We start from the raw sequence: 24638 nt of genomic DNA, 5'->3' as shown, positions 1-24638 counted from the left end.
CGGCCTACCTTCCGGCCCGCTGGTGGATATTCGCCGTCGCGGTCTCCGCGGATCCGCGCGCGACCACCTCGAGCGCTGCCCGCAACTCCGCTGTGGAGACCGGCACCAGGGGGAGTCCCTCGGTCATGGCCGGGCGGCCCGGCGCGCGCAGCAGCACGAAGGGCAGCGCGTCCGGGTCGGGGTCCAGATAGCCGCGTTTGTTGTCGTCGGCGGCCACGCGCAGCACGTCCTCGGGGCGTACGGTGCGCGGCAGGTACGGTTCCACGCCGAGGCCGGTCACCAGCTCGTAGTGCAGGCTCACCGCGTCGTCGGAGAGCCAGCCGCGCGCATGCGAGATATGCGCGGCCACCAGCATTCCCACCGCGATGGCGGCCCCGTGAGAGAGTCCGGCCGCACCCCGGGCGCGGTGATCGCACAGTTCGATGGCGTGCCCGGCCGTGTGCCCGTATTCGAGGACCAGGCCGCGCCGCCGTTCGTAGGTGTCGTCGCGGGTCACCTCGGTCTTGGCGGTGATGCTCGCCTCCAGCAGCCAGTGCAGGGCGGCCGGAGCGGCCAGGTCGCCGCCCGCGATCACCGCGCGCAATCCGGGTATCGCGTCGGGGCGAATGGCCAGGCAATTCTTGGCCATTTCGCAGAGGCCGGAACGTAATTCGCGCACCGGCAGGGTTCCGAAGAATCGCACATCGGTGTAGACGGCGGTCGGCGCGTAATACGTGCCGAGGCCGTTCTTTCCCACCGGGGTGTTTATCGCCTGTTTCAGCGACAGCACCGAATCCATGGCGGCGATGGTCGTGGTGGGTATGTGCACCAGGCGCGCGCCCCGGAAGAGCAGGCTCGCCATCAGCCCGGCCAGGTTCCCGGGCACGCCGCCGCCGAAGGACACCACCACCGAGCGCCGGGTCGCACCGGCCCGCAGGGCGGTATCGAGATGGCTGGTCAGGCAGGTCATCGTCTTCATGGACTCACCGACCGGATGGGTGAGCACCAGGTGCGGCGTCCGCCCGGACAACCGGGCGGGCACCTCGGGGTACAGCTCCCGGAGGCGGTCGTCGGTGACGAATATCAGGAGGTCGGCATTCAGCTGTGCGAGCCCGTCCGCGATTTCCCCGGCGCAATCGTCGCCGAATACGTACGGAAAGGCGCTGTCGCCGATTCGGATGGTGCGCGAATGCAATCTCCCATGCCCCGGCCGCGTCGAATTCACCCTGCAAATATCGAATGCGGATGTGGCGCTTGGCAACTGCTCGGATACCCCAGTCATGGGCGCGGTCCCGGGCCGCCACCACCGGGCGTATACCCGGGGTGTCCCGGTACCACCGCCGGGGGCACCGAGATGTGAAACACATACTTTCACTATCCGACCGGGCACGGACTGTCACCGCGCGTGCCTATCCTGGCGAGGCACCAGAGAAAGGACATTCGTTGGCAGACAACAGTGTTGACATGTCCACCGGCCCGCTGCGCCCGCCCACGCTGGCCGAGTTCATCCGCGAGCGCCGATCCCGCGTCACCGTCGCGCATCCGGCCGGGCTCACCCGCAAGGAGCTCGCCGAGGCCACCCACGCCAGCCTCGGCTACATCGCCAAGATCGAACAGGGCGAGGCGCTCAATCCCGGTGCGGCCATTCTGGATTCACTGGCCGAGGTGCTGGAGCTCGACACCGCGGACCGGGTGCACCTGTATCACCTTGCCCAGCAACGACCTTCGTCCCCGATCCGGACGCCGCTGCGCGAGCCGGACCCGGCGCTGCGCGCCACCCTGGACGGCCTGCTGCCGCATCTGGCCGCAGTCCTGGACGACGGCTGGCGAATCGTGGACCGCAACAGCGCTTTCGACGAGGCCCTGCCCGGCCTGGCGAGCACCGGCCACGTCCTGCGCTGGATGTTCACCGATCCGCGCGCCCGCATCGTGGTCGAGGAATGGGAGCGCGAAGCACAGCTGATGGTCGGCCGCTTCCGCGCCTACGCCACCCACACCCACGACCGCGCGGAGGTGGAATCGGTGCTGCGCGATCTCAGCGAACACTCCGACTTCCGCCGCATGTGGACCGAGGGACATGTGCGCATCGGCCGCAGCGATCCGGCCTTCCTGCTCCGGAATCCGCGCACCGCAACGATTTTCGCGGTCCGGGTGCAGCGCTACCGCAGCACCGCGCCCGGACCGTCGCATCAGTTGTTCATCGGGCTCACCGGTCCGCCGGCCTGAGCCCGCGGCAGCTGTTCGAGGAAGGTGCGCAGCAGCGCGTTGAACACCTCGGGGTGGGTCAGATTCGGCGTCATGGCCGCACCCGCGATGGTGTGCACCGGCACCCCGAAGGCCGCGGCCAGCTCGGCCGATTCCACGGCACTGGTGTCGTGGTCGCCCTCACCGCGGATCACCAGCACCGGGCAGTCGACGGCATCCAGCAGCTCGAGCACCGAATCCCGGTTGACCACGCATTCCCCGGCCGCCCGCATCCGGCTGCGATCCTCGGTCCGCCACCGGTCCCGCCACGGCTGCACCTGCGCCAGATCATTGCCGATGATCAGCGACGACACCATGCGCGCGATCGGCGTGAACGGCTCCCCGTCGGTCCACGCCGTGATCACCTCCCGATACCCGGTGCGACGCTCGGCGGTCATGGCGGTGGCCGCCGAACCCACCAGCACCAGCCCCGCCACCCGCCGCTGCGCCAGCAGCGCCATCCGCACCGCGGTGGACGCACCGTGGGACACCCCGCCCACCACCACCCGGTCCAGGCCCAGCGCGTCCACTACCGCCCACTCGTCGCGGGCCAGATCCCAGTAGCTGTACGGGGTTCCGTCGTCCGAGCCGGGGCCGTGCCCGCGCGAATCGATCCGGATGATCCGATACTCCGGCGCGAACTCCGCCACCTGCGCCTCGAACATCCCCTGATCCAGGAACATCGTGTGCGCCAGCACGATCGGCCGACCGTTTCCCCCGCTGTCGCTGTAGTGAATCCGCACGCCCCCACGCGTGACAAACGGCATGACTCGGTGAATCTCCTGTCTCACTGACCAAGCCCCACGGTAGCGAAGTCCGTGCGGGACAGGACCCGTGAGTGGATCAGGCGGGCAGGCCCAGGCCGTCGGCCAGCACCGGCCACGACCGCACCAGGGCGTCCTGCCAATAACCCCAGGAGTGCGTGCCGGTCGAGGTGAGATCCCAGGTGGCGGGGATGGCGAGGTCGGCTAGGCGGGTCTGCAGATTGCGGGTGCAGGTGTTCACGGCGGATTCGATGATGCCGCCGAGAATCAGCTGATTCGCCAGGCCGCCCACGCCGGGCTGGGTGTAGGGGCCGTCCAGGGTGTCCCACGCGCCAGGAGCTCCGGTGCCGGAGGAGATGAACAGGTTGGTGCCGCGCAGTTGATCGGCGTGCACGTACGGATCGTTGGCCGCCCACAGCGGATCACCCTGCGGGCCGTACATATTGTCGGGATCGCCGCGGCCGTTGCGGACCACCAGCGCGGCGTAGGCGTATCCGGTCGGATCGCTGATCTGCGCACAACCGCTGTAGGAGGCGACCGATCGGAACAAACCCGGTGCGGCGACGGCCAATTGGAGCACCGAGGTGCCCGACATGGACATACCCACCAGGGCGTTGCGGCCGTTCGTGCCCAGCGCCGCGTCCACCAGGGGCGGCAGTTCCCGCGTGAAGAAGGTCTTCCACATATTGACGCCGAGCACGGGATCCGGTGCGCGCCAATCGGTGTAGTAGCTGGCCATGCCGCCCACCGGTTGCACGATGTTCGCGTTCTTGTCGGCCAGCCAGTTCAGCGCGGTGGTGCGTTTGCGCCAGGTGGTCTCGTCCTGGCCGCCGCCCGCTCCGGAGAACAGATACAGCACGGGTCGCGGCTGCGAGGTGTCCGCGGGGCGCTGCACATCGATCTGGATGGCCTTGCGCATGGCCGCCGAGTAGACCAACAACCGGACATTGCGGTCATCGATCACGCGGAAGTCCTCGATCCGGGAACCGTCGGCGGTCACCGGGGTGGCGAGTGGCGCGCCCCGGGCGATGATCGGGTCGGCCGCGGCGCTCACCGGGTCAGCGTCCGCCGCGCCGCTCCCGGCGACCGCCACCCCGCACAGCATCGCCGCGATCGCGGCCGCCGCTCTCGATCTCATCCAGCTCGCCACCATGGCCCCGACCCTACCCACCGACCCCCGGGGTGTTCACCTGCGGAGACGGCGGTCAGTGAGGGTCGTCACATTCCTGGTCGCAAATTCTTAGCAACACTATTGGACGATCGAACGATAGACAGGACCAGTAAGCGCGGCAACGCCTTCCGAGCGAAAGGATCTGCGTCGATGCGATCGAATCGCAGTGCGTCCACCTCGTCCAGACCCACCGGCGGGTGGCTTCGCCGTCTCACCCTGGGGGTAACGCTGTCATTGCTGGCCTCCCTGGCAGTGGTCGTCACCGGAGGCGCGACCGCCTCCGCGGCCTTCAATCCGGCCGCCTTCGACTTCTGGGTCGACTCCCCCGCCATGGGCCCGATCAAGACCCGGGTGCTGCGCGCCGCCGACGGCAACACCAACCGCGTGGTGTACGTCCTCGACGGCATGCGCGCCCGCGAGGACCTCAGCGGCTGGGAGATCGAGACCAATGTGCCCGAGGTGCTGGCCTCCTGGAACATCAATGTGGTCATGCCGGTCGGCGGGCAGTCCAGCTGGTACGCCGACTGGAACGCGCCGAGCGAATTCTTCGGCATCCCAGCGGGAACCGGCTCGGCCAACACCGGATCCGGTGCGACCGACGCGCTGTCGGGCGGGCCGGGCAAGAGCTACCGCTACGAGTGGGAAACCTTCCTGACCAACCAGCTGCGCTGGGCGCTGCGAGATCGCCTGGGCTTCAACCCCTATCGCAACGGCGTCTTCGGCCTGTCCACCGGCGGCAGCGCGGCCCTGACGGTGGCCGCCTACCATCCGGATCAGTTCAGCTTCGCCGGATCCTTCTCCGGCTATCTCAACAATTCGGCTCCGGGCATGCGGGAGGCCATCCGCCTCGGCATGATCGACGCGGGCGGTTACAACGTGGATTCCATGGCGCCGCCGTGGGGACCGCAGTGGCTGCACATGGATCCATTCGTGTTCGCCCCCAACCTGATCGGGAACAACACCCGCGTCTACATCGCCGCCGCCAGCGGACGGCCCACCGCAAGCGACGGCCCGAACTTCGGCACGGTGAACGGCATGGCGCTGGAAGCGCTGGCCCTGGTCAACACTCGCGCCTTCCAGGTGCGCATGGCCACGCTGGGCGCGACCAATGTCACCTACTCCTTCCCCGCGTTCGGCATCCACGCCTGGAACACCTGGCAGGACGAGGCCTACCGGATGATTCCGGACCTGTCCGCGAATATCGGTTAGCCGACGAGCTGGGCCCGGAACATCCACCGGGCCTTCTCCAGCTCGGCGATGATGCCGATGAACAGGTCCTCGGTGACCGGATCGGCGGTGCCCGCGGCCACCATGTGCCCGCGCAGGCGGTCGACCACGGCGTCCAGGCGGGCCGAGATCAGCTCCACCACCTGCTGGTCGGGCAGATAGCCGGACGGGAAGGCCGCGGCGGCGGACGCCACGGTCGCGGCCCGGCCGTCGGGTGAGATACCCAGCGCGGCAGCGCGTTCGGCCACATCGTCGGAGAAGTTCCGGGCGCTGTCGACCAATTCGTCCAGCTGCAGGTGCAATTCGCGGAAGTTGCGGCCGATGACGTTCCAGTGCGCCTGTTTGGCGACGAGGGACAGATCGATCAGATCGGCCAGCGCCTCCTGCAGGACGACCCCGAGGGCGTTGGTCTGCGGCGCGGGCAGCGTGCTGGTGATGGGGCTGCCGGAAAGTGCGGTGGTCATGAGTTGGTCTCCTCTCGACCTAGGTGAACCTCTCGCTTTCTGGAATGATTCCAGTTTAGCAGCTAATCTTCGGCGACTTCCAGCGGATTCGACGAGCGGGCGATCACACCCGTCGCCGAGTGTTTTAGAACACGTTATAGTTTTGCTGCTCGGCAAGGACGCCGAGGACACCCCCGCGCGGAAGGCGGTTGCGAGAATGCGGACCTGGGACGCCTCGGCCGATGTCGTTGTAGTCGGATACGGCGGAGCGGGGGTGGCGGCGGCGCTGACCGCGCGCACCGCCGGGGCCGATGTGCTCGCCCTCGACCGGTACCTGGGCGGCGGAGCGACCGCGCTGTCCGGCGGCATCGTGTACGCGGGCGGCGGCACCTGGGTGCAGCGCGCGGCGGGCGTCGAGGACGATGCCGAGAACATGCTCGCCTATCTGCGCGCCGAGGTCGGCGACGCGGTGAGCGAACGGACGCTGCGGCAGTTCTGCGCGGACTCCCCCGCCATGATCGACTGGCTGTCCTCGCACGGGGTTCCGTTCGAGGCGTCGCTGTGCCCGTACAAGACCTCCTACCCCACCGACGACTACTACCTGTACTACTCGGGCAGCGAGAACTCCGGCGACTTCCGGGAATTGGCGACACCGAGGCAGCGCGGGCACCGCGCGCACGGGCGCGGCGTCTCCGGCAAGAAACTGTTCGGACCGCTCGCCGAATCGGCCGCCGGGCACGGGGTGCGCGTCCACACCGGTACCAGGGCAACGAAACTGATCGTCGAGGACGGCCGGGTGATCGGCGTGGAGGCGACCACGCTGGCGGACGCGCCCGCCGCGGTCCGGCGACGCTTCGCCGCACTGGCCCGCATCTCGGCGAAACCCGGTGTCTACCACAAGGGTTTGCGGCGCGCGGTGCAGGCGCTGCTGGACCGCATCGAGCGCCGCCACGGCCGGCCGACGCGCATCGAGGCGCGCTCCGGCGTCATCCTCACCACCGGCGGCTTCATCGCCAACGAGGCCATGGTGGCCCGGCACGCGCCGGACTACCCGTGGGCCGAGGGCCTGCCGCTGGGCACCGCGGGCGACGACGGCAGCGGGATCGCCATGGCCGAGGCGCTGGGCGCGGCCACCGGCAAGATGGACACCATCTCGACCTGGCGGTTCATCGCGCCGCCGAGCGCCTTCTTCGGCTCGCTCGCGGTGAACGCGCAGGGGCGGCGCATGGTCGACGAATCCCGCTACGGCGCGGCGCTGGGCGCGGCCATCGCCACCACACCCGGCAACCGGGCCTGGCTGCTCATCGACGCGGATCTGGAGGCGGAGGCGCGCAAGCAGATCGGACCGCAGTCGGTGTGGTTCCAGCGCATGCAGACCGAGATGCTGCTGCGCGCCGGGCGCACCTCGGGCCGAACCATCGAGGAACTCGCGGCACGCGCGGGCATCGATCCGGCCGCACTGCGCGAAACCGTGGACGCGCACAACCACGCCATCGACGAGAACCGCCCCGACCCCCAGGGCAAACCCGACGACATCCGCCGCCCGATCCGCACCCGCCCCTTCGCCCTGCTGGACATCTCCTTCAAAGCCCGCCTCACCTACCCGACCCCGATGCTCACCCTCGGCGGCCTGCTCGTCGACGAGGACACCGGCGCGGTGCGCACCACCGACGGCGGCACCATCCCGGGCCTGTTCGCCGCCGGCCGCGCCTCGGTCGGCATCGCCTCCAACGGATACGTCAGCGGCCTGTCCCTGGCCGATTGCATCTACTCCGGCCGCCGCGCGGGCACCCACAGCGTCCAATTGAGCCGCGCGGCATAGGAAAACCACGCCGCACACGCACCGAACCACACAGTGCGAGCGCCGGACCGTGCGCAGTGTGAGCGCCGGACCGTGCGCAGTGTGAGCGCCGGACCGTGCGCGGCGTGAGCGCCGGACCGTGCGCGGCGTGAGCGCCGGACCGTGCGCGGCGTGAGCGCCGGACCGTGCGCGGCGTGGCCGCCGGACCGTGCACGATGTGAGCGCCGGACCGTGCGGTGTCAGCACCCGCCTGAGCCGACGGCGTCGAAACCTGTTCAGCATGTGAGCCCCCGGCGGCAGCCGGGGGCTCACTCTTTTCTCACCCACTTTTCAATCACTGATTGAACAACTGATTGAAACGTGTTCTACTGGCGTGCGTGGTCGAGAAGGTGAGTACCCGCGAGCGTCTGCTGGCGGCGGCCGAGGAACTGCTGCTCTCCGAGCCGTACGACGACGTGTCGGTGCGGGCGGTCTGCGCGGCGGCGGGTGCGAATCCCGCCGCGGTGCACTATCACTTCGGTTCCAAGGAGGCGCTGGTCGGCGCACTGGTCGAGGATCGGCTCGGCCCGCGCTGGGCCGGTGGCCTGAAAGGCGCTCCCGCCGGGCGGGATTCGATCCCGGGCGTGATCGACGCGATTCTCGCGCCGTTCACCGAACTGGCCTCGGATCCGCTGGGCCGCTTACATCTTCGCCTGCTGGCCCGGCTGGTGATCGGCCGGCACCGCACCGTCTGGCAGGGCCCCTGGTTCCAGATGGACGCCTGGGCCGCCCTGCTGCCGGAACTGGACGCGCGCGCGGCCCGGCGGCGCTGGATGCTGGCCTTCGACCTGATCATCATGAGATTCGGCAGCCCCGAGATCGACGAGAACGGCATGGGCGCACGGTCATTGGAAACCCTGCGGGATTTCGTGGTGGCCGGATTGATCGCCCCGGCGGGAGAACAACCATGAACGACGTATTCACACCGGCCCGGCTCGGCCCGATCACCCTGCGCAACCGGGTGATCAAGGCCGCGACCTTCGAGGGCCGCACCCCCGACGCCCTGGCCACCGACGACCTGACCGCCTTCCACCGGGAGGTCGCCGCGGGCGGCGTGGGCATGACCACCGTCGCCTACTGCGCGGTCGCGCCGGGCGGGCGCACCGACCGCCACCAGATCTGGATGCGCCCGGAAGCCGTTGCGGGACTGCGGAAATTGACCGACGCCGTACACGCCGAGGGCGCGGCGGCGAGCGCGCAGATCGGCCATGCCGGTCCGGTGGCCAATGCCGCCTCCAATCGCGCACCCGCCCTCGCGCCCAGCCCCCTGTTCAGCCCGCTGGGTATGCGGGCGGCGAAAGTCCCCGACGCACACGACCTGCGCGAACTCGTTGCGGCACACGCGAATGCGGCCCGCCTGGCCGAGCAGGCCGGATTCGACGCCCTCGAAATCCACTTCGGGCACAACTATCTGGTGAGCTCGTTCCTGAGCCCCCTGCTGAACCGGCGCAAGGACGCCTACGGCGGCTCCCTCGCCAACCGTGCCCGCCTGGCCCGCGAAATCGCCTGCGCCGTACGGGAAGCCGTAGGCGACCGGCTCGCGGTGACCGCGAAGCTCAATATGGAGGACGGCCGTCGCGGCGGCCTGACCGTGCCGGATTCCTTGCAGGTGGCGGCCTGGCTGGAAGCCGACGGCGCACTGGACGCCCTCGAATTGACCGCGGGCAGTTCCCTGTTGAATCCGATGCTGCTGTTCCACGGCGACGCCCCGCGCCGATCCTTCGCCAATGCCCTGCCGGTCCCCGTGCGCTGGGGCTTCCGCTTGGCGGGCCGCGCCTTCCTGAAGGAATACCCGTACCGCGACGCCTACCTGCTCGAGCGCGCCCGCCACTTCCGCCGCGAGCTCACCATGCCCCTCATCCTGCTGGGCGGCATCACCGATCTCGACACCATGGTGCGCGCCCGCACCGAGGGTTTCGACTTCGTGGCCATGGGCCGCGCCCTGCTGCGGGAACCGAATCTGTTGCGCCGCATCCAGTCCGATGCCTCCACTCGCTCGGCGTGCGTGCACTGCAACGAGTGCATGCCGACCATCTACACCGGCACCCGCTGCGTGTACCGCCCCAGCCGGCCTGCCGAACCCCTCCACCTGCCCCTGCTCTCCCCGAAGGAATCCACCCGATGACCGGACGTCTGACCGACCGCGTAGCCCTGATCAGCGGCGCGGCCTCCGGCATGGGCGCCTCCCATGCCCGTGCCTTCGTCGCCGAGGGCGCGGCGGTCGTCCTCGGGGACATCGCCGACGAGGCCGGTGCGCGGCTGGCCGCGGAACTCGGCGAGCAGGCGGTGTTCACGCATCTCGACGTCACCAGCCTCGCAGACTGGGAGACCGCGGTCGCCACCGCGCTCGACACCTTCGGCAAGCTGAACGTCCTGGTCAACAATGCCGGAATCCTGGACGGCGGCCCGATCGGCAGCTACACCGAAAAGCAGTGGCAGAACGTGCTTTCCATCAATTTGACCGGCCCGTTCCTGGGCCTCACGGCGGCCAGGGACGCGCTGGTGGCCGCCCGGCCCGCCGCCGTCGTGAACATTTCCTCCGCCGCCGGAATCCAGGGCGTCCCCGGCGTGCACGCCTACACCGCCTCCAAATTCGGGCTGCGCGGCCTCACCAAATCCGCCGCCCTGGAACTGGCGGCGCACGGCGTCCGGGTGAATTCGGTGCACCCGGGCGGCATTCTGACACCCATGCTGGGCGTCAACGACCCCGTCGCGGTCGATCGCGGCGAGAACCCGCTCGCCCGGCTGGGGCTTCCCGAGGAGGTCACCCCCATGGTGGTGTTCCTGGCGAGCGAGGAGTCCAGCTACTGCAACGGCGCGGAATTCGTGGTCGACGGAGGTATGACGGCGGGTCGCGCCTGAGCACCCCTATTCGGTCCCCTACCCGTCGGACCACCGCGCACCGACGTCGGGCGACGTGGTTTCGAGAGCGGTTGGGCGGGAATGCGTCTGGCAGGGTGATGCGCCATGAAGACGATCCTGATCACGGGGGCCACATCGGGTATCGGGCTGGCGGCCGCACAGCAGATCGCCGCGGGGGGCGATCGGCTGGTGCTGGTCGGACGGAATCCGGACAAGCTCGAACATTCGGCCGAGCTGGTGCGCGCGGCGGGAGCGGGTGAAGTCGACACGCTGGAATGCGATTTCGCCTCGCAGGCCGCCGTGCGGCGACTGGCCAAGACCGTACGCGCCGACTACGACCGCCTCGACGTCCTGGCCAACAACGCGGGCGGATACTTCGACGTGCGCACCGAGACCGAGGAAGGGATCGAGGCCACCTTCGCGGTCAACCATCTCGGCGGCTTCCTGCTCACCGAACTGCTGCTGGACCTGCTGACCACCAGCGCGCCCGCCCGCATCCTGTTCACCTCCTCGGTGATGAACTACAGCGGCACCATGGATTTCGACGACCTGGGCTTCCGCGACGGGTATTCGGGCGAGAAGGCCTACAACAGGTCCAAGCTCGCGAATATCCTTTACACCCGGGCACTTTCGCGCCGACTGGCCGGAAGCGGCGTCACCGTCAACGCCTTTCACCCGGGCGCGGTGGCGACCCACATCTGGGATGCACTGCCCTGGTACGGCAAACCCCTCGCCGAGATCGCCAAACTGCTGTTCTTCATCTCCCCCGAACGCGGTGGCCGCACCCTCACCTACCTGGCCACCGCACCCGAGGTCGCGGAGATCTCCGGCTGCTACTTCCAGCACAATCGGGTCCGGACGCCTTCGCGCCGGGCGCTCGACGACGCGGTGGGACGGGAACTGTGTGAGATCAGCGCGGAACTGGTCGGGCTGCCCGGCTAGCGTCAGCGCTTCGCGGCGGCCCGGTCGCGAATGCGGTTGAGGGTGAGACGCCAAGCGACGGTGGCGACTTCGAGCGGTACGCGGGGTGTCGCGCCCCGCTTGGTCATCTCCACCCGAGCGCGCCGCAGCAGCTCGCCGGGGGCTTTGTCGGGGTGGCCGGTGTCGAACGGCGGATGCGGATCGTATTCGATGAGCAGCTGTGTCATGCGGGCCCGATCCGTGCCCGCGATCTCGCCGACCAGCCACAGCCCGAGGTCGATGCCCGCGGAAACTCCTGCGGCGGTGACGATTTTGCCGCTGCGCACGATCCGATCGTGCGGGCGCGATTCCGCGCCGAAGGCGGCGAGCGCGGGTTGCGCCATCCAGTGTGTGGTGGCGGGATGCCCGCGCAGGATGTCCGCGGCGGCCAGCACCAGCGCACCGGAGCACACCGAGGTGGTCCAGGTGGTGCCGGGATGCACCGCGCGCAGCCACTCGATGAGCTCACCGTCGGCCATGGCGGCGGTGGTCGAGGCCTCCGATCCCGGCACCAGAACCAGGTCCGGGGACGGGGTTTCGGCGAAGGTGTGCGTCGCGCCGAGGGCCAGCACACCGCTGTCCGACACGATCGGGCCGACCTCGTTGGAGACGAAGCGCAGTTCACTGTCGGGCAGGGTGCGCAGGCTCTCGTAGGGCCCGATGGCGTCCAGTACCGTCATGCCGGGATACAGCACGATCGCGATCTGAAAAGTCATGGGGGACTCTCTCTTTCAACGGCGTTCAACAGCGGGTGAACCGGGCGCGGTACTCGCCCGGCGGAATGCCCAGGTGGCGGTGGAAGATTCGATACAGGGTCTCCGGACTGCCCAGTCCCACCGCGGCGGCGACCCGGTCCATGGGCGCGTCGGTGTTCTCCAGCAGCCGCCGGGCCGCGCCGATCCGCACCTGTTCGACGTACCGCGCCGGCGTGGTGCCGGTTTCGTGGGTGAACACCCGGGAGAAGTGCCGGGTGCTCATGCCCGCGCGATCGGCGAGGGCGGGCAGCGACAGGTCGCCGGTGAGGTTCTCCTCCATCCAGACCTGCAGTGCCCGCAGCGAATCCCGCTGCACCGGCCCGGCGGACAGCGGTGCGCTGAACTGGCTCTGACCGCCCGGCCGGTGCAGGTACACCACCAGCCAGCGCGCCACCTCCCGCGCCAGCTCGGTGCCGTGGTCGGCGGCCACGATGGCCAGCGCGAGATCGATGCCCGCGGTCACCCCGGCCGAGGTCCACACCGGCCCGTCCTGCACGTAGATGCGATCCGGTTCGGTGCGCACCAGCGGGAACTGCTGCGCCATGATCTCACCGCCCGCCCAGTGCGTGGTCGCGCGGCGGCCGTCCAGCAGTCCGGCGCGGGCCAGCAGGAAACTGCCCGAGCACACCGAACCGATCCGCTCGGCACGACCGGCCGCCTCCCGGATCCCGGTCACCACGGCGTCGTCCCGGCTCGCCGCCCAGGCGGTGAGCCCGCCCGCGACCAGCAGCAGATCCACCGGTTCGGTCCACGCGCCGAGCGTGTGCGCCGCATGGACCTCGATCCCGCTCGCGGACCGCACCGGCCCGGCCGTCGCCGCGGCGATCTCCACCCGGTACCCGGGATCGGCCCCGACCATGGTGGCGGTGGTGAACACGTCGGCGGGCCCGGCGAGATCCAGCATCTGGAACCCGTCGTACACCACCATCAGCACCACTCGCATGCCCTCAGCCTGCGTCGCGCGCGCCATGTCGTCAACGACACGACTCTTGCAGATTCGGCCATGGGGCCGCCCCCGACGGCTGCGTATAGTTGTCGGCGAAGCATTTCCCGTCGATGGCCCCGATGCGCCGCCAAGCATCGTTCACATGAATTACTTTCTCCCCCTTGGGAAGGGCATTTCCCGCCCGTCATGACGGCCGCGCGGCTGCGCACCCGCACCGAATTGCGCGGGCAGCGCCGCCCCCGAGCCCACGGTTGCTGGAATCACCTGATCGCGGCCCCGCTGTGGCCCAAGCACGGCGTGAATCTGGGGACGCTGCTGCGCACCTGCGATGCCACCGGAGCCTGCCTGGCCGTCCCCCGCCTGCCCTGGGTGCCGGAGGCCCTGGCCATCGGCAATACGCTGCGGCACCGGCAGTGCGTGCACTGGGTGCAGGGCCGGGTGGACACCTGGCTGGACCGGCAGCGCGCCGGTGGGTCGGCGGTGCTGGGCGTGGAGTTGACCGACGAATCCATTCGGCTCGCGGATCTGCCCGCGGCGCGGCGGCGCACGATCATGGTGCTGGGCAACGAGGGCTACGGCATTCCGCCGGAGGGCCTGGAACGCCTGGATGTCGCCGTGGAGATACCCATGGTCGGATCGGGCGCGAGTCTCAATGTGGCGGTGGCGGGTTCGCTGGTGCTGTACAAGCTGGCGGGGCTGAGCTGAAGGGCCGCACGGGAGTTCGCCCGTTCGGGCGCGAAATGCCGCCTTGCCTCAGGCGCGAAAAGCCTTGGCGCGCAGCCTGCGGGCCACCCGGGCGGCCAGCAGGGTGGACATGCCGGTGGGATCCTGCGGATCGAATCCGGTCAGGTCGGTGATGCGGGAGAGCCGGTAGGTCACCGTGTTCCGATGGATGAACAGCGACCGGGCCACCGCGTTGTGGTTGAACTGGTTGTCGATGTAGGCGTCCAGGGTGTCGACCAGCAGCGGCTGCTCGTCGAGCGGGTCGAGGACGGCGGCCAGGGTGGGCAGGGCCGCGCCACCGGAGGCGATGGCGTACTCGAACATCATGTCCTGACGGCGGCATACGGTTTCGGGCCGGACCAGGCAGCGGGCCGTCTCGGCCACGATGCGGGCCTCGGCGTGCGCCGCGGGAACACCGGCGTGCGTCGGCGCCGCGGCGACGCCGATCCAGAACTCCGGATGAGAGCGGTTGTCGCGCAACGCCAGCCGCGACAGCAGCGCCCGGACCGGGTCGGCGGCGTCCTGCGGGCGCATGGGGACCAGCGCCGTCCAGCCGCCCGGATCCCGGTGCAGCAGGGTGCCGGCCAGCCCGCCGATGCGGGTGCGCAGCCCGGTGAGGGTGCCGGGACTGGGCTCGCCCAGCCGGATGACCGCGACCAGGAACGCGTCCGCGATGGGGATCTCGGGGTCGCGCGCCCAGCCGCCGGGATCCCGCCCGGCGAGCAGGTCGGCCGCGATCTCGCTCTGGCGCACCAGCAGATCCCAGCGCGGCTGCCGGGCATCGCCGACCAGAGCGCTCGCGATGTGGGAGATGACCAGTCCGGTGTGGTTGGTGACGCGCAGCCCGAGTTCGGGCAGCAGCGCGTACTCGTGGCGGTCGAGCATCGGAATCAGCTGGGACCAGAAGAACGCGACCCCGTGCCGATAGTTGGTGAGGATCTCCTCGATCGACATGCCGTCGCGCACCAGCCGCACCGCCCGATCGACCAGCGGACGCAGATCGTCCTCGGTGGGTTCGGTGCCGTCGGCGAGACACCGGAAGAACAGTTCGATGTTCAGCTGCACGGCCGGCATGAAGTCCGCGTCCAGCATGGAGTGGGGCAGCACGTTGTAGGGCGGAACCTCGATATTGAACTGCCCGGCCAGCTGGGTGGCCCGGGCGCGGATCCGCTCGATCACCACCGGCCACAGCCAGCGTTCGTCGTCGGTGTTGGCGCTGTCGGCCAGCGAGTAGTTCGTCATCGAAGTTCCACCTCGTTGTGGTACTGCGTGGTCAGCCCACCCTATGCGGGGTTCAGCGGCCCGGGAAACCCTCCGGCAGCAGCTGGTAGCCGGCGTTGAAGGTCGGGCCGGGGCCGAGGCCGCGCAGCAGGGCGCTGGTCCAGGCGACCGCCGGGATCCAGCCGGTGACCGCGTTGGTGATGTGCTCGGGCACGGGCACGGTGTAGAAGCGCAGGTCCGCGCCGCTGTTCCAGTACTTGTTCACGGTCGGAAGCACGGTCGAGGGCGGGATCAGCTCGTCCCACATGCCGTGCCACCACAGGATCGGGGTGTCGGGGATGTAGTGGCCGAGGCTGTTGTCCTCGAGCACCTTCATCACCTCGGGCGCGCTCTCCAGCGATTTGCCCGGTTGGAAGTACTCGCTGATGGGGCGGTACACGCCCGACATGGCGATGGTGGCGTAGCAGCGGTTCGCGAAATCCTTGACCAGGGTCTGCCCTTCCTCGGTCAGGAATTCCTCGGGTCGGAAGGCGTCCGGGTACTCGCGGGCCAGCGCCGCCCAGCCCAGCCACATGGTGAAGTTGGAGGTGCCGGCCAGACCCGGCTGTTCCTGGATGGCGTAGCGCGCGATGGCGGTCAGGTCGCCGGGGGTGCCGCCGATGGAGGTGCCCAGGATGCGCACGTCGGGCGCGTAGGTGGCGCGCAGTTCGGCGGCGCGGATGGAACCCGAGCCGCCGCCGGAGTAGCCGTACAGCGCGATACCGGAATCGGTGAGCCCCAGTCCCGCATCGTTTTTCATGGCGCGCAGGCTGTCCAGCACCATCTTGCCCTCGGCATAGGTGTTGAAGGTGTTGAACTTGCCGTCGAAGTCGGGGACGTTGATGGCGAAGCCCTGCATCAGCCAGTAGACGGCGAGCGCCGACTCCTTCATGGTGCCGACCTGCAGCGTGTAGGACGGATTGCAGGCCGAGCTGGTGGAGTCGATGGCCTCCTGGAAGGACACCACGGGCCGCGCGCTGCCCTGCCACGGAATGCCGGGGACGATGACGGTGGTGGCGGTGACGATCGGATTGTCGTGCACATCGTTGGACCGGTACAGCAGCTGCTTGGTGTAGACCGGGAACGGCAGGCCGAGCAGCCGGGTCTGCACCTCGCGCGAGCGCACGATCTGGCCGGGCGCGTAGGCGGCGATGTCGTCGGGATCGTCGTACCAGGGGTCCTCGGACGGCATCGGGATCGGCAGCAGGTCGTAGATCTGCGGCTCCGAGGGCAGCTGCGGCAGTTGGTTCTGATCGGGCGGGAAGGACGGGTATCCGGGTTCGGCCGCGGCCACTCCGGCCCCGCCGACCGCCAGGAACGCCGCCATGCTCAGCACGAACGGGCGCATCCGGGACTTGCGCATTGGTCCTCCAGCATCATTGCCCAGTGACCGGCTCCACACTGATTCGGTCATTGGGGTTCAGCTCACCGCATTTGTGCGCTGTGCACTATCGGCAGACCGCCGACTGTCCGAGACAGCGATTGTGCATATGCACTAATCCGCCGCTCACCAGACCCGGACAGTGCCATCGTAGGAGGCGCTGGCCACCCGGCCATCGGGCAAAGTAGCCAGACCGCGCACGAAATCGTCATGCCGGTGCACACCCAGCCGGCCGACGCCCCGCCACAGGCGGACCGCGCCGTCCTCGCCGCCGGAGGCCAGGCGGCCGCCGGGCAGCGGGGCGACGGCGCAGACCGCGCCGGTGTGGGCGCGCCAGGCGATGTGGTCGCGCGGGCCGGAAGTGGTTGTCTCCCACTGCCGTAACCAGCCTCCGGCGTCCCCGGTGAACACGGTGCCGTTCGCGTCGAGGGTGAGGGCGCGCAGCGGGTGCGGCGTCGCGGCCGCGCCCGTGTGGCCGGTGCGGTCGCGCCAGCGCAGGGTGCCGTCCTCACAGGCGGCGACGATGCGGCCGTTCACCGCGGCCAGACCCCACACCCAGCTGCCCACCTGCCATTCGTCGCGGAGCTCGCCCGGAGCTTCGCCCTGGCCCGCACCCGAACCGCCCGACCCGACGGGGCCGCCCACACCATCCGAGCCGCCCGACCCGACCGAGCCGCCCGACCCGACGGGGCCGCCGGAGTTCCCCGGGCCGGTCCACCAGCGCACCCGCCCGTCGGCCCCGCCGCTGAGAATTCCGTTGTCCGGCAACTCGTTCAGGCTCAGGACCGCGCCGTCGTGGCGGCCGATGACGCGGGGCGCGTCGGCACGCCAGGCGTGAATCGCGCCGTCGCGGGAACCGCTCACCAGGGTGCCGTCGGCCAGGGCCAGCAGTGCGGTGACCGAACTGTCGTGGCCGCGCAGCACCCGCCGCGTCGCATAGCCGTTCGCGGCCGGTTCCCAGATCCGGATGGTGCGATCGCGCGAGGCCGAGGCCAGCGCACCGCCGGGCAGGGCGACCACGCTCCAGACGTAGCCGTCGTGGCCGCGCAGCACCCGGCTCGAATCCGGTTCCACCGCGGCGTCTTCCCGCTCGTAGAGCACATCGGTGCGCATCACCCACTTGGTGCCGGAGGTGACCGGTTCCCCGGTGTGCCACAGGGCGTGGTCGAAGACCACGATGGTGCCGCGCTCGGGCCGCACCTCACCCAGCGTGGCCGAGCGCCGATCGCCGTTCACCAGGAATCGTGTTGCGCCCCCGGTGAATTCGGTGTCGTCGTTGAGGTACACCATGCAGGTGAGCCGGGAGACCACGGTGGCGCTGCGGGCGTGCGCGCCGTCGCGGTGGATGCCGAAGCGCTGGCCGTCACGGTAGCGGCAGTAGCGGAACCGCTCGTTGAGCCCGCGCAGCCGCCAGCGCGTGCCGTCGGCCTCGATCTCCTGCGGCAGCAGATCCGCGATGCGGGTGAACAGCAGGTGCGCCAGCGCCCGGTCGTCGCGCACCAGGCGGTCGTTGTCGCGGTACGACGGCGGGTAGTGCGCTCCGGTCGGCCCGAATCCGGCCCGGGTGGCGGTGTCGATGATGCGGGCGCACTCCCCGGCGTCCAGTGCGCCGCGCAGCAGGAAGCAGGTCCGGCCGCTCGCGGCGCCGATCCCGTTCTGCAGCTTGATGATCGGACGGATCGGTATACCAGACAACATCAATTAATTCAGCCCGGGGCGGACAGCGATGTCAACGGTCGAGTCCAGGTTGCGTAGGGTTTCGCTATGTTCGTGAAGCTGTGCGGTCTGCGCACCGAGGAGGATGTGGCCACCGCCGTCGCGGCGGGAGCCGACGCGGTGGGGTTCGTCTTCACCACCAGCCCGCGGCAGATCGAGGTCGCCGAGGTGCGGCGACTGCTGGCGGGCGTGCCGCCCACCGTGCTGTCGGTGGGCGTGGTGCACGGCATCCCGGCCGCCGAGGCGGGCGCACTGGCGCGCGCCGCCGGGGTGGACGCGCTGCAACTGCACGGCGCGTATCCGAAGGCCGCGTTCGAGGAGCTGGCGGGCTTGCGCCTGCTGCGCGCCACCGCGCTCACCGCCGAGACCGATGTGCGCACGGGCGCGTACGGCGAGGAGTGGCTGCTGCTGGACTCCCCCGTCGCCGGGTCCGGGGAGCGCTGGGACCTCGCGGGCCTGGACAGTGCGCGGCCCAGCGGGCAGTGGCTGCTGGCGGGTGGCCTGTCCCCCGGCAACGTGGCCGGAGCCATCGCGGCCGTGCGGCCCTGGGGCGTGGATGTGTCCAGCGGTGTGGAATCCAGTCGCGGCGTGAAGGATCACGGGCTCATGCGGGAGTTCGTGGCGGCGGCGCGCGGTCAGGCCGGTGTGGAACCGCTCACTCGGACGTAAACCTTTCCGGCACAGGGGTTACCGTCGAAGCGCGCGGGGTCGATACCCGTGTGAGACCGGGCGCGTTCCCGCCGCCCGGCCACGATCCACCGGCGGAGATCCCATGCCTGCACAGCCCGTCGCGACCCGCCCCGCGGTCGATCCGAACGCCACCGCGCTGGCCGCGCCGCCGCCGGGCAGCGGGCTGGATCCGGTGCTCGGCGATCCGGGAATCCTGTTCGTGGGCAAGGGTGTTCAGTTCCTGCGTGGCGGTCCGCAGGTGCACACCGAACTGCATCGCCGCTTCGGCGAGGTGAGCTGGACCCGCATGTTCGGCATCCCCGTGGTCTGCGTCAGCGGGCCGGGTGCGGCGCGAGAAGTGCTGGTCAACAAGGACAAGGCGTTCGTGAGCGCCTGGCGCGACATCATCGGGCCGTGGTTCGACGGCGGGCCGCTGGTGCGCGACGGGGCCGAGCATCTGCGGCATCGCCGCCTGCTGCAACCCGCCTACCGGCCCGAGGCCCTGCACGGATATCTGCCGGATATGGTCGCGCAGGCCCGCGAGATCGTCGCGGAATGGCCTGCCGCACAGGCGCTGCCGCTGCTGCCGCGGCTGCGGGAGCTGTCGGCCGCGATGACCTCCCGCACGCTGCTCGGCCGCGGCTACGATGCCCGCGCCCGTCGGGTCGTCGCCGATGTCGAGACCTGTATCCGTGCCGAAGGCTGGCCGCTGCGGTTGCCGGTTCCGGGAACGCCGTGGGCGGCAGCGCATTCCGCTCGCCACCGCCTGCTCGAATACTTCACCGATGCCGCGCGTCGCGCCCGGATCGAACCCGGTTCCGGTTTCCTGTCGGTGCTGTGCCGGGCCGAGAGCGCGGACGGCGATCGGTTCAGCGATACCGAGATCGCCGAGCACATGATCTTCACTCTGATTGCCGCGCACGATACTTCGGTCGCGGCCGCGACCTCCGCCGCCTACTTCCTCGGCGCGCATCCGGGGTGGCAGGAGCGGGCGCGGGCGGAATCGCTGGCGCGCGGCGAGGCCGACCTCACCGCGCACACCGCCGCGGGGCTGCGTGTTCTCGACCGTGTGGTGCGCGAGAGTATGCGCATCGTCCCGCCCTCTCCCAACTATGCGCGCCGCGCCGTCGCCGACACCGCGATCGGGAACCGTTTCGTTCCCGCGGGCACGCTCGTGGTGGTGAACAGCTGGGCCACCCACATGATCGCCGAACATTGGCCCGACCCGGGCCGCTTCGACCCGGACCGCTTCCTGGATCCGGCCGGGAGCGGGCCGCGCTCGGCATGGCTGCCGTTCGGCGCGGGCGCGCACAAGTGCGCCGGTATGGACTTCGGCATGCTGAAGACCCTCGTCATCCTCGACGCCATGCTGCGGGCCCAGGACTGGCGCGTCCCCGACGGGTACCGTCCGCGCTGGCGCTTCACCACGCTGCCGGTCCCCGCTGACGGATTGCCCGTGCGGCTGCGGCGGCGCGTCGATTGACACGCCCCGGCACGCCGAGAACCATTGCCTCATGGCAGGGTTCGATCGCACGCTCGATCAACTGATCGACACCTACTGTGCGGCATGGAGCAGTTCCGATCCGGCGCACCGCCGACTGCTGCTGAGCGAGGTGCTCACCGAGGACGCGAGCTACATCGATCCGACCGTGCACACCGTCGGGATCGGCGAACTGCTCGGTCACATCGATATCGTGCTGGCGCGGCGGCCGGGCGCGAAGGTGGAGCGCACCAGCCGAATCGACGCGCACCACGGGTTCGTCCGCTTCGCCTGGCATGTGGTGCAGGCCGACGGCACGGCGCTGCCCGACGGCCTGGATCTGGTCGAGCTCTCCGACGACGGGCGGATCCAGCGCATCGTCGGGTTCTTCGGCCCGCTGTGATCGCCGGGCGGGGCGGCACTCTCCCGGGCCGGTAAACGGGTCGGCGAACGGCGCTCAAGCCGGGACGTGGTCGGTGGCGCGCTGCCAGATGCGGTGGCGCGCAAGCAAACCGGCGAAGGTAACCACGAAGTCGTCCAGCGTGTCCGCGCCGTCGGATCCGGCCAGCACCACGCCGTCCGCCTCGGTGAGGTGACCGTAGGGCGGGATGTCGTCGGCCAGGCGCGCGCCGCGCAGCACCGCCGCGCCCGCGCCGAGCGCGCCGACGGGCTTGCCGTGCTTGTACGCCTCGAGCAGGAAGTGCAGTACGAAACCATTGGCGGACAGGGCTTTCGCGGCCTCGTCCCCGCCCGCCACGATGACGGCGTCGTAGAGCACCGACGCGGTGGTGGGCAGTGCGCGATCCACCGTCAGGTCCCCGCCCTCGGCCCCGCGCACCTGACCACCGTGGGGTGCCAGCACTTCCGCGATGGCCTCGCGTTCGCTCAGCAGCGAGCGCAGCCGCTCGACCCCGGCGGCGTCCACCCCGTCCGCGACGAGCACGGCGACCTTCCGGGTGGCGATGGTGTCCATACTCCCGGTGAGCTGCGACAGCGCCGCCGAGACCGGCCCCTGCACCGCCTCGCCGTTCGAGGGCGGCTGTGGCATACCGAGTTTCGCGGCTACCCGGGCGGCGAGCCGGGGATCGACGCGCTCCAGGTGTTCGAGCACCCGCGCCCGGATGACCGGGACCTCCACCTTGCCGAGCTCGAATCCGAAGGCGTCGACGATATGGTCGGCCTCGGGCACGGACATGCTGCGCCAGAACATGCGCGGCTGCGAGTAGTGGTCGGCGAAACTCTCGGCGCGCTTGCGGATCACGGTGCCGGACACCTCCCGCACGTAGTGCCGGAATCCGCCGTCCCCCAGCGCCGGACAGCCGCCGCCGAGGGTATTGACGATGTAGCTCGCCCGCCCCTGCGGAATCGCGTGCTGCCCGTAGCCGTCCTGCTGATGATTGCGTACGTCGGCGACCGGCCGATTGATCGGCAGCTGCGCGAAATTCGGCCCGCCGAGCCGGATCAGCTGGGTGTCGAGGTAGGAGAAGTTGCGCAGTTGCAGCAGCGGATCGTCGCTGAAGTCGATGCCCGGCACCAGATTCGCGGTGTGGAAGGCGACCTGCTCGGTCTCGGCGAAGAAGTTGTCGGGATTGCGGTCCAGCACCAGCCGCCCCACCGGCCGCACCGGAACCTGCTCCTCGGGAACGATTTTGGTGGCGTCGAGCAGATCGAAGTCGAAGTCGTGCTCGTGTTCCTCGTCGATGAGCTGTACCCCCAGCTCCCACTCCGGATACTGTCCGGCCTCGATGCTGTCCCACAGATCGCGCCGGTTGAAGTCCGGGTCGCGTCCGGCGATCTGCTGGCATTCGTCCCAGATCAGCGAGTGCACACCGAGTTTCGGCGTCCAGTGGAATTTCACGAAGGTGCTCTTGCCCGCGGCGTTCACCAGCCGGAAGGTGTGCACGCCGAAGCCCTGCATCATGCGGTAGCTGCGCGGCAGCGCCCGATCCGACATGAGCCACAGGATGGCGTGCAGCGTCTCGGGCTGCTGGGCCACGAAGTCCCACAGGGTGTCGTGGGCGGAGGCGGCCTGCGGAATCTCGTTGTGCGGCTCGGGTTTCACCGCGTGCACGAAGTCGGGGAACTTGATGCCGTCCTGAATGAAGAACACCGGGAAGTTGTTTCCGACGAGATCGTAATTCCCCTGTGCGGTATAGAACTTGGTGGCGAATCCGCGCACGTCGCGCACGGTGTCGGCGGAGCCGCGCGAGCCCGCGACGGTGGAGAAGCGAACGAACACCGGGGTGCGCACGTCCGGTTCGATCAGGAATTCCGCGACGGTGTGCGCGGCCAGCCACCCGTCGTAGGGCTGAAAATATCCGTACGCTCCCGCGCCACGGGCGTGCACCACCCGCTCCGGGATCCGCTCGTGGTCGAAATGCGTGATCTTCTCCCGCGCGTGGAAGTCGTCGAGCAGCGTGGGCCCGCGCTCCCCCACTCGCAGCGCGTTGTCGGTGTCGTCCACCCGGACGCCCTGCTGGGTGGTGAGCCGACCGTGTTCGCGGTCGACGCGATGCGCGTCCAGCTGCTCCTGCTTGGGATCGCGATCCGTGGTCATACCCTTACCTCCATCGGTCACCGGTGGCTACCTCACACCGGCCGCGTACCCGGGCAGCCGGAACCCAATCACCGCACCGACCTGGCCGGGGGCGCGTAGCCTGGAGTTATCCCGGTTCGGCTCGCAGGGGAATGATCATGGCCAAGATGACGATCGATGAGTTGCTCGATGTGTTCAAAGAGATGACCCTGCTCGAGCTATCGGAGTTCCTGAAGGCGTTCGAGGAACAGTTCGGGGTCACCGCCGCCGCGCCGGTGGCCACCACGGTGATCGCGGACGCCGGTCCCGCCACGGCGGAGGCCGAGGAGCAGTCCGAGTTCGATGTGATCCTGGAATCCTTCGGGGACAAGAAGATTCAGGTCATCAAGGCGATGCGGGAGGTCATCCCGGGCCTGGGCCTGAAGGAGGCCAAGGATCTCGTCGAATCCGCGCCCAAGGCGGTGCTGGAGAAGGTGGAGGCCGGCCCGGCCGAGACCGCCAAGCTCAAGCTGGAGGCGGCCGGGGCCCGGGTCTCGGTGAAGTAGTGCCGCTTCGGCGGGACAGCTAGTCGACGGCGGGGATCAGCTCGACCGCGTCGAGCATGCGGCGCGCGAGCTCCTCCGGATCGGCTCCGCCCAGTTCGGAGCCCTCCAGCGCGCCTTCGCGCCAGAGTGCGGCGAAGCCGTGCACCAGTGACCACGCGGCCAGCTGAGCGGACCGCGCCTCCTCGGCGGAGACGCCCAATTGCGCGATACCGCCACGCAATTCACGCCCGGACTGGGCACGGGCGGCGGTCAGCCGCGCATCGTCGGCGCGCAGCAGCTCGCGCCGGAACATGACGTCGAAGTGCCCGGGATGGCGGCGGGCGAATCGAATGTAGGCCAGCGCCACCTCGCGGAAATCGCCTGCGGCGGACTGTAGTTCGTCGGCGAGCAGGGTGTGCCCCTGGATGGCGAGCTCGGTCAGCAGGCCCTGCCGGTTGCCGAAGTGGTGCGCGGGCGCCGCGTGCGAGACGCCGGCGCGCTGCGCCAGGGCGCGCAGGGAGATGGAGTCCACCCCCTCGGCGGCCACCTGTTCGGCGGCCGCGTTCAGCAGGGTGGCTCGCAGATCGCCGTGGTGGTACGCGCTCTTCGCCATGGCCCCATCCTCGATCACAATCTAGACGTTGACAAGTTTCGCAGGTCAACCTAATCTTGCCACTGTCAAGATTCACCGAAGGGCCTCAGGAGATCCGCTCATGGCACCGCTCATCGTTCTTCTCGTCGTCACGGGATCGGCTCGCCTGGCGGGCCTGCTCGGGCTCGACTGGCTCGACTCGTGGCCGCACGCCACCCGCATCGGCCTGGCGGCCATGTTCGCGCTCACCGCGAGCGCGCACTTCCTCCCGCCGCGCCGTAACGCCCTCATCGCCATGCTGCCGCCGCGGGTTCCGGCCCCCGCCGCACTGGTCACGCTCACCGGCGTGCTCGAAACAGCCGGTGCGGTCGGGCTTTTGATCCCGTTCTTCGCTCCGGCGGCCGCGATCTGCCTGGCGGCGCTGCTGGTCACGATGTTCCCCGCCAATGTGTACGCGGCCCGTTCCGGTCAGGGCATCAAGACCATGCCGCTACCGTGGCGCACCCTTGTCCAGATCGTGTTCATCGCCGCGTGCGTCCTGGCCGCGTTCTGAGTTTTTCCGGCGG

General features: G+C 69.7%; 24 protein-coding genes. 13 read left to right on the top strand and 11 right to left on the bottom strand.

Annotated elements, in window-relative coordinates:
• Nucleotides 1-4: 4 nt before the first annotated feature.
• Nucleotides 5-1204, bottom strand: a complete 1200-nt coding sequence (locus tag JK358_RS28205) for a 2-deoxy-scyllo-inosose synthase (RefSeq protein ID WP_201953334.1) — start codon at nt 1202-1204, stop codon at nt 5-7.
• 239 nt (nt 1205-1443) lie between these two features.
• Here JK358_RS28205 and JK358_RS28200 point away from each other — a divergent pair, with 239 nt between their 5' ends.
• Nucleotides 1444-2205 carry a helix-turn-helix transcriptional regulator gene (locus tag JK358_RS28200; RefSeq protein ID WP_201953332.1) on the top strand — a complete coding sequence of 254 codons (762 nt, stop codon included), beginning with the start codon at nt 1444-1446 and terminating at the stop codon, nt 2203-2205.
• On the opposite strand, the gene JK358_RS28195 is transcribed toward JK358_RS28200, so the two are convergent.
• Nucleotides 2169-2990: an alpha/beta fold hydrolase gene (locus JK358_RS28195; RefSeq protein ID WP_201953328.1), complete on the bottom strand. Its 822-nt coding sequence runs from the start codon at nt 2988-2990 to the stop codon at nt 2169-2171. The two genes, JK358_RS28200 and JK358_RS28195, sit on opposite strands and share 37 nt — an antisense overlap.
• Nucleotides 2991-3066: 76 nt before the next feature.
• Nucleotides 3067-4125 (bottom strand): alpha/beta hydrolase, encoded by a 1059-nt coding sequence (locus JK358_RS28190; protein WP_232852022.1) that lies wholly within the window; start codon nt 4123-4125, stop codon nt 3067-3069.
• Between the two features lie 183 nt (nt 4126-4308).
• On the opposite strand from JK358_RS28190, the gene JK358_RS28185 reads away from it, so the two are divergent.
• The gene (locus JK358_RS28185; RefSeq protein WP_201953322.1) at nt 4309-5367 is read left to right on the top strand and encodes an alpha/beta hydrolase; all 1059 of its coding nucleotides are present in this window, start codon (nt 4309-4311) and stop codon (nt 5365-5367) included.
• On the opposite strand, the gene JK358_RS28180 is transcribed toward JK358_RS28185, so the two are convergent.
• Complete coding sequence (locus tag JK358_RS28180; RefSeq protein WP_201953319.1) at nt 5364-5849, bottom strand: Dps family protein; 486 nt, start codon at nt 5847-5849, stop codon at nt 5364-5366. The two genes, JK358_RS28185 and JK358_RS28180, sit on opposite strands and share 4 nt — an antisense overlap.
• Nucleotides 5850-5994: 145 nt before the next feature.
• On the opposite strand from JK358_RS28180, the gene JK358_RS28175 reads away from it, so the two are divergent.
• The 5 genes from JK358_RS28175 (at nt 5995) to JK358_RS28155 (ending at nt 11472) form a co-directional block, all read left to right on the top strand.
• Nucleotides 5995-7650, top strand: a complete 1656-nt coding sequence (locus JK358_RS28175) for an FAD-binding protein (protein WP_269811924.1) — start codon at nt 5995-5997, stop codon at nt 7648-7650.
• Between the two features lie 356 nt (nt 7651-8006).
• The gene (locus JK358_RS28170; RefSeq protein ID WP_201953316.1) at nt 8007-8579 is read left to right on the top strand and encodes a TetR/AcrR family transcriptional regulator; all 573 of its coding nucleotides are present in this window, start codon (nt 8007-8009) and stop codon (nt 8577-8579) included.
• Nucleotides 8576-9793 (top strand): NADH:flavin oxidoreductase, encoded by a 1218-nt coding sequence (locus JK358_RS28165; protein WP_201953313.1) that lies wholly within the window; start codon nt 8576-8578, stop codon nt 9791-9793. The genes JK358_RS28170 and JK358_RS28165 overlap by 4 nt, the downstream gene beginning before the upstream one ends.
• On the top strand, nt 9790-10530 hold the full coding sequence (locus tag JK358_RS28160) for an SDR family oxidoreductase (protein ID WP_201953310.1): 741 nt from the start codon (nt 9790-9792) through the stop codon (nt 10528-10530). Before JK358_RS28165 ends, JK358_RS28160 begins: the two co-directional genes overlap by 4 nt.
• Nucleotides 10531-10635: 105 nt before the next feature.
• A complete protein-coding gene (locus JK358_RS28155; RefSeq protein WP_201953307.1) occupies nt 10636-11472 on the top strand; it encodes an SDR family NAD(P)-dependent oxidoreductase in 837 nt (278 codons plus the stop codon).
• A gap of 2 nt (nt 11473-11474) precedes the next feature.
• Here the strand turns inward: JK358_RS28155 and JK358_RS28150 are convergent, their stop codons facing one another.
• Together JK358_RS28150 and JK358_RS28145 are read right to left on the bottom strand one after the other, a co-directional pair.
• On the bottom strand, nt 11475-12206 hold the full coding sequence (locus JK358_RS28150; RefSeq protein WP_201953305.1) for a DJ-1/PfpI family protein: 732 nt from the start codon (nt 12204-12206) through the stop codon (nt 11475-11477).
• Between the two features lie 25 nt (nt 12207-12231).
• Entirely contained in the window at nt 12232-13188 is a 957-nt protein-coding gene (locus JK358_RS28145; protein ID WP_201953302.1) for a GlxA family transcriptional regulator, read from the bottom strand.
• Nucleotides 13189-13377: 189 nt separating this feature from the next.
• On the opposite strand from JK358_RS28145, the gene JK358_RS28140 reads away from it, so the two are divergent.
• A complete protein-coding gene (locus tag JK358_RS28140; RefSeq protein WP_201953299.1) occupies nt 13378-13896 on the top strand; it encodes a TrmH family RNA methyltransferase in 519 nt (172 codons plus the stop codon).
• Nucleotides 13897-13944: 48 nt separating this feature from the next.
• Here JK358_RS28140 and JK358_RS28135 read toward each other — a convergent pair whose 3' ends face one another.
• The 3 genes from JK358_RS28135 to JK358_RS28125 form a co-directional block, all read right to left on the bottom strand.
• Nucleotides 13945-15156 (bottom strand): PucR family transcriptional regulator, encoded by a 1212-nt coding sequence (locus tag JK358_RS28135; RefSeq protein ID WP_201953296.1) that lies wholly within the window; start codon nt 15154-15156, stop codon nt 13945-13947.
• 52 nt (nt 15157-15208) lie between these two features.
• Complete coding sequence (locus JK358_RS28130; RefSeq protein ID WP_232852021.1) at nt 15209-16537, bottom strand: lipase family protein; 1329 nt, start codon at nt 16535-16537, stop codon at nt 15209-15211.
• Between the two features lie 144 nt (nt 16538-16681).
• Complete coding sequence (locus tag JK358_RS28125; RefSeq protein ID WP_201953293.1) at nt 16682-18253, bottom strand: 2OG-Fe(II) oxygenase; 1572 nt, start codon at nt 18251-18253, stop codon at nt 16682-16684.
• 66 nt (nt 18254-18319) lie between these two features.
• Here JK358_RS28125 and JK358_RS28120 point away from each other — a divergent pair, with 66 nt between their 5' ends.
• The 3 genes from JK358_RS28120 to JK358_RS28110 all read left to right on the top strand — a co-directional run bounded on the left by JK358_RS28120 (nt 18320) and on the right by JK358_RS28110 (nt 20823).
• Nucleotides 18320-18940 (top strand): phosphoribosylanthranilate isomerase, encoded by a 621-nt coding sequence (locus tag JK358_RS28120; protein WP_201953291.1) that lies wholly within the window; start codon nt 18320-18322, stop codon nt 18938-18940.
• A gap of 103 nt (nt 18941-19043) precedes the next feature.
• On the top strand, nt 19044-20423 hold the full coding sequence (locus tag JK358_RS28115; protein WP_201953288.1) for a cytochrome P450: 1380 nt from the start codon (nt 19044-19046) through the stop codon (nt 20421-20423).
• 31 nt (nt 20424-20454) lie between these two features.
• Nucleotides 20455-20823 carry a hypothetical protein gene (locus JK358_RS28110; protein WP_201953272.1) on the top strand — a complete coding sequence of 123 codons (369 nt, stop codon included), beginning with the start codon at nt 20455-20457 and terminating at the stop codon, nt 20821-20823.
• A 54-nt stretch (nt 20824-20877) separates the two neighbouring features.
• Here JK358_RS28110 and JK358_RS28105 read toward each other — a convergent pair whose 3' ends face one another.
• Nucleotides 20878-22977, bottom strand: a complete 2100-nt coding sequence (locus JK358_RS28105; protein ID WP_201953269.1) for a catalase — start codon at nt 22975-22977, stop codon at nt 20878-20880.
• Nucleotides 22978-23114: 137 nt separating this feature from the next.
• Between JK358_RS28105 and rplL the strand changes: the two genes are divergently transcribed.
• Nucleotides 23115-23501 (top strand): 50S ribosomal protein L7/L12, encoded by a 387-nt coding sequence (gene rplL, locus JK358_RS28100; RefSeq protein ID WP_201953266.1) that lies wholly within the window; start codon nt 23115-23117, stop codon nt 23499-23501.
• A 19-nt stretch (nt 23502-23520) separates the two neighbouring features.
• Here the strand turns inward: rplL and JK358_RS28095 are convergent, their stop codons facing one another.
• Nucleotides 23521-24093, bottom strand: coding sequence for a TetR/AcrR family transcriptional regulator (locus JK358_RS28095; protein ID WP_201953263.1), 573 nt, complete (start codon nt 24091-24093; stop codon nt 23521-23523).
• Nucleotides 24094-24193: 100 nt separating this feature from the next.
• Between JK358_RS28095 and JK358_RS28090 the strand changes: the two genes are divergently transcribed.
• The gene (locus JK358_RS28090) at nt 24194-24625 is read left to right on the top strand and encodes a DoxX family protein (protein WP_201953259.1); all 432 of its coding nucleotides are present in this window, start codon (nt 24194-24196) and stop codon (nt 24623-24625) included.
• Nucleotides 24626-24638 lie beyond the last annotated feature (13 nt).

It is taken from the genome of Nocardia acididurans (assembly GCF_016741815.1).
Lineage (GTDB): Bacteria > Actinomycetota > Actinomycetes > Mycobacteriales > Mycobacteriaceae > Nocardia > Nocardia acididurans.
The sequence above is the reverse complement of the archived record's forward strand: the minus strand, read 5'-3'. Positions and strand labels throughout refer to the sequence as shown.

Bases quoted from the DNA above. Each gene is read 5' to 3' on its own strand.
- JK358_RS28200 (WP_201953332.1), top strand. From the start codon at position 1,444: ATGTCCACCGGCCCGCTGCGCCCGCCCACGCTGGCCGAGTTCATCCGC.
- JK358_RS28195 (WP_201953328.1), bottom strand. From the start codon at position 2,990: ATGCCGTTTGTCACGCGTGGGGGCGTGCGGATTCACTACAGCGACAGC.
- JK358_RS28190 (WP_232852022.1), bottom strand. From the start codon at position 4,125: ATGAGATCGAGAGCGGCGGCCGCGATCGCGGCGATGCTGTGCGGGGTG.
- JK358_RS28185 (WP_201953322.1), top strand. From the start codon at position 4,309: ATGCGATCGAATCGCAGTGCGTCCACCTCGTCCAGACCCACCGGCGGG.
- JK358_RS28180 (WP_201953319.1), bottom strand. From the start codon at position 5,849: ATGACCACCGCACTTTCCGGCAGCCCCATCACCAGCACGCTGCCCGCG.
- JK358_RS28165 (WP_201953313.1), top strand. From the start codon at position 8,576: ATGAACGACGTATTCACACCGGCCCGGCTCGGCCCGATCACCCTGCGC.
- JK358_RS28160 (WP_201953310.1), top strand. From the start codon at position 9,790: ATGACCGGACGTCTGACCGACCGCGTAGCCCTGATCAGCGGCGCGGCC.
- JK358_RS28155 (WP_201953307.1), top strand. From the start codon at position 10,636: ATGAAGACGATCCTGATCACGGGGGCCACATCGGGTATCGGGCTGGCG.
- JK358_RS28150 (WP_201953305.1), bottom strand. From the start codon at position 12,206: ATGACTTTTCAGATCGCGATCGTGCTGTATCCCGGCATGACGGTACTG.
- JK358_RS28145 (WP_201953302.1), bottom strand. From the start codon at position 13,188: ATGCGAGTGGTGCTGATGGTGGTGTACGACGGGTTCCAGATGCTGGAT.
- JK358_RS28140 (WP_201953299.1), top strand. From the start codon at position 13,378: ATGACGGCCGCGCGGCTGCGCACCCGCACCGAATTGCGCGGGCAGCGC.
- JK358_RS28135 (WP_201953296.1), bottom strand. From the start codon at position 15,156: ATGACGAACTACTCGCTGGCCGACAGCGCCAACACCGACGACGAACGC.
- JK358_RS28130 (WP_232852021.1), bottom strand. From the start codon at position 16,537: ATGCGCAAGTCCCGGATGCGCCCGTTCGTGCTGAGCATGGCGGCGTTC.
- JK358_RS28125 (WP_201953293.1), bottom strand. From the start codon at position 18,253: ATGTTGTCTGGTATACCGATCCGTCCGATCATCAAGCTGCAGAACGGG.
- JK358_RS28120 (WP_201953291.1), top strand. From the start codon at position 18,320: ATGTTCGTGAAGCTGTGCGGTCTGCGCACCGAGGAGGATGTGGCCACC.
- JK358_RS28115 (WP_201953288.1), top strand. From the start codon at position 19,044: ATGCCTGCACAGCCCGTCGCGACCCGCCCCGCGGTCGATCCGAACGCC.
- JK358_RS28110 (WP_201953272.1), top strand. From the start codon at position 20,455: ATGGCAGGGTTCGATCGCACGCTCGATCAACTGATCGACACCTACTGT.
- JK358_RS28105 (WP_201953269.1), bottom strand. From the start codon at position 22,977: ATGACCACGGATCGCGATCCCAAGCAGGAGCAGCTGGACGCGCATCGC.
- rplL (WP_201953266.1), top strand. From the start codon at position 23,115: ATGGCCAAGATGACGATCGATGAGTTGCTCGATGTGTTCAAAGAGATG.
- JK358_RS28095 (WP_201953263.1), bottom strand. From the start codon at position 24,093: ATGGCGAAGAGCGCGTACCACCACGGCGATCTGCGAGCCACCCTGCTG.
- JK358_RS28090 (WP_201953259.1), top strand. From the start codon at position 24,194: ATGGCACCGCTCATCGTTCTTCTCGTCGTCACGGGATCGGCTCGCCTG.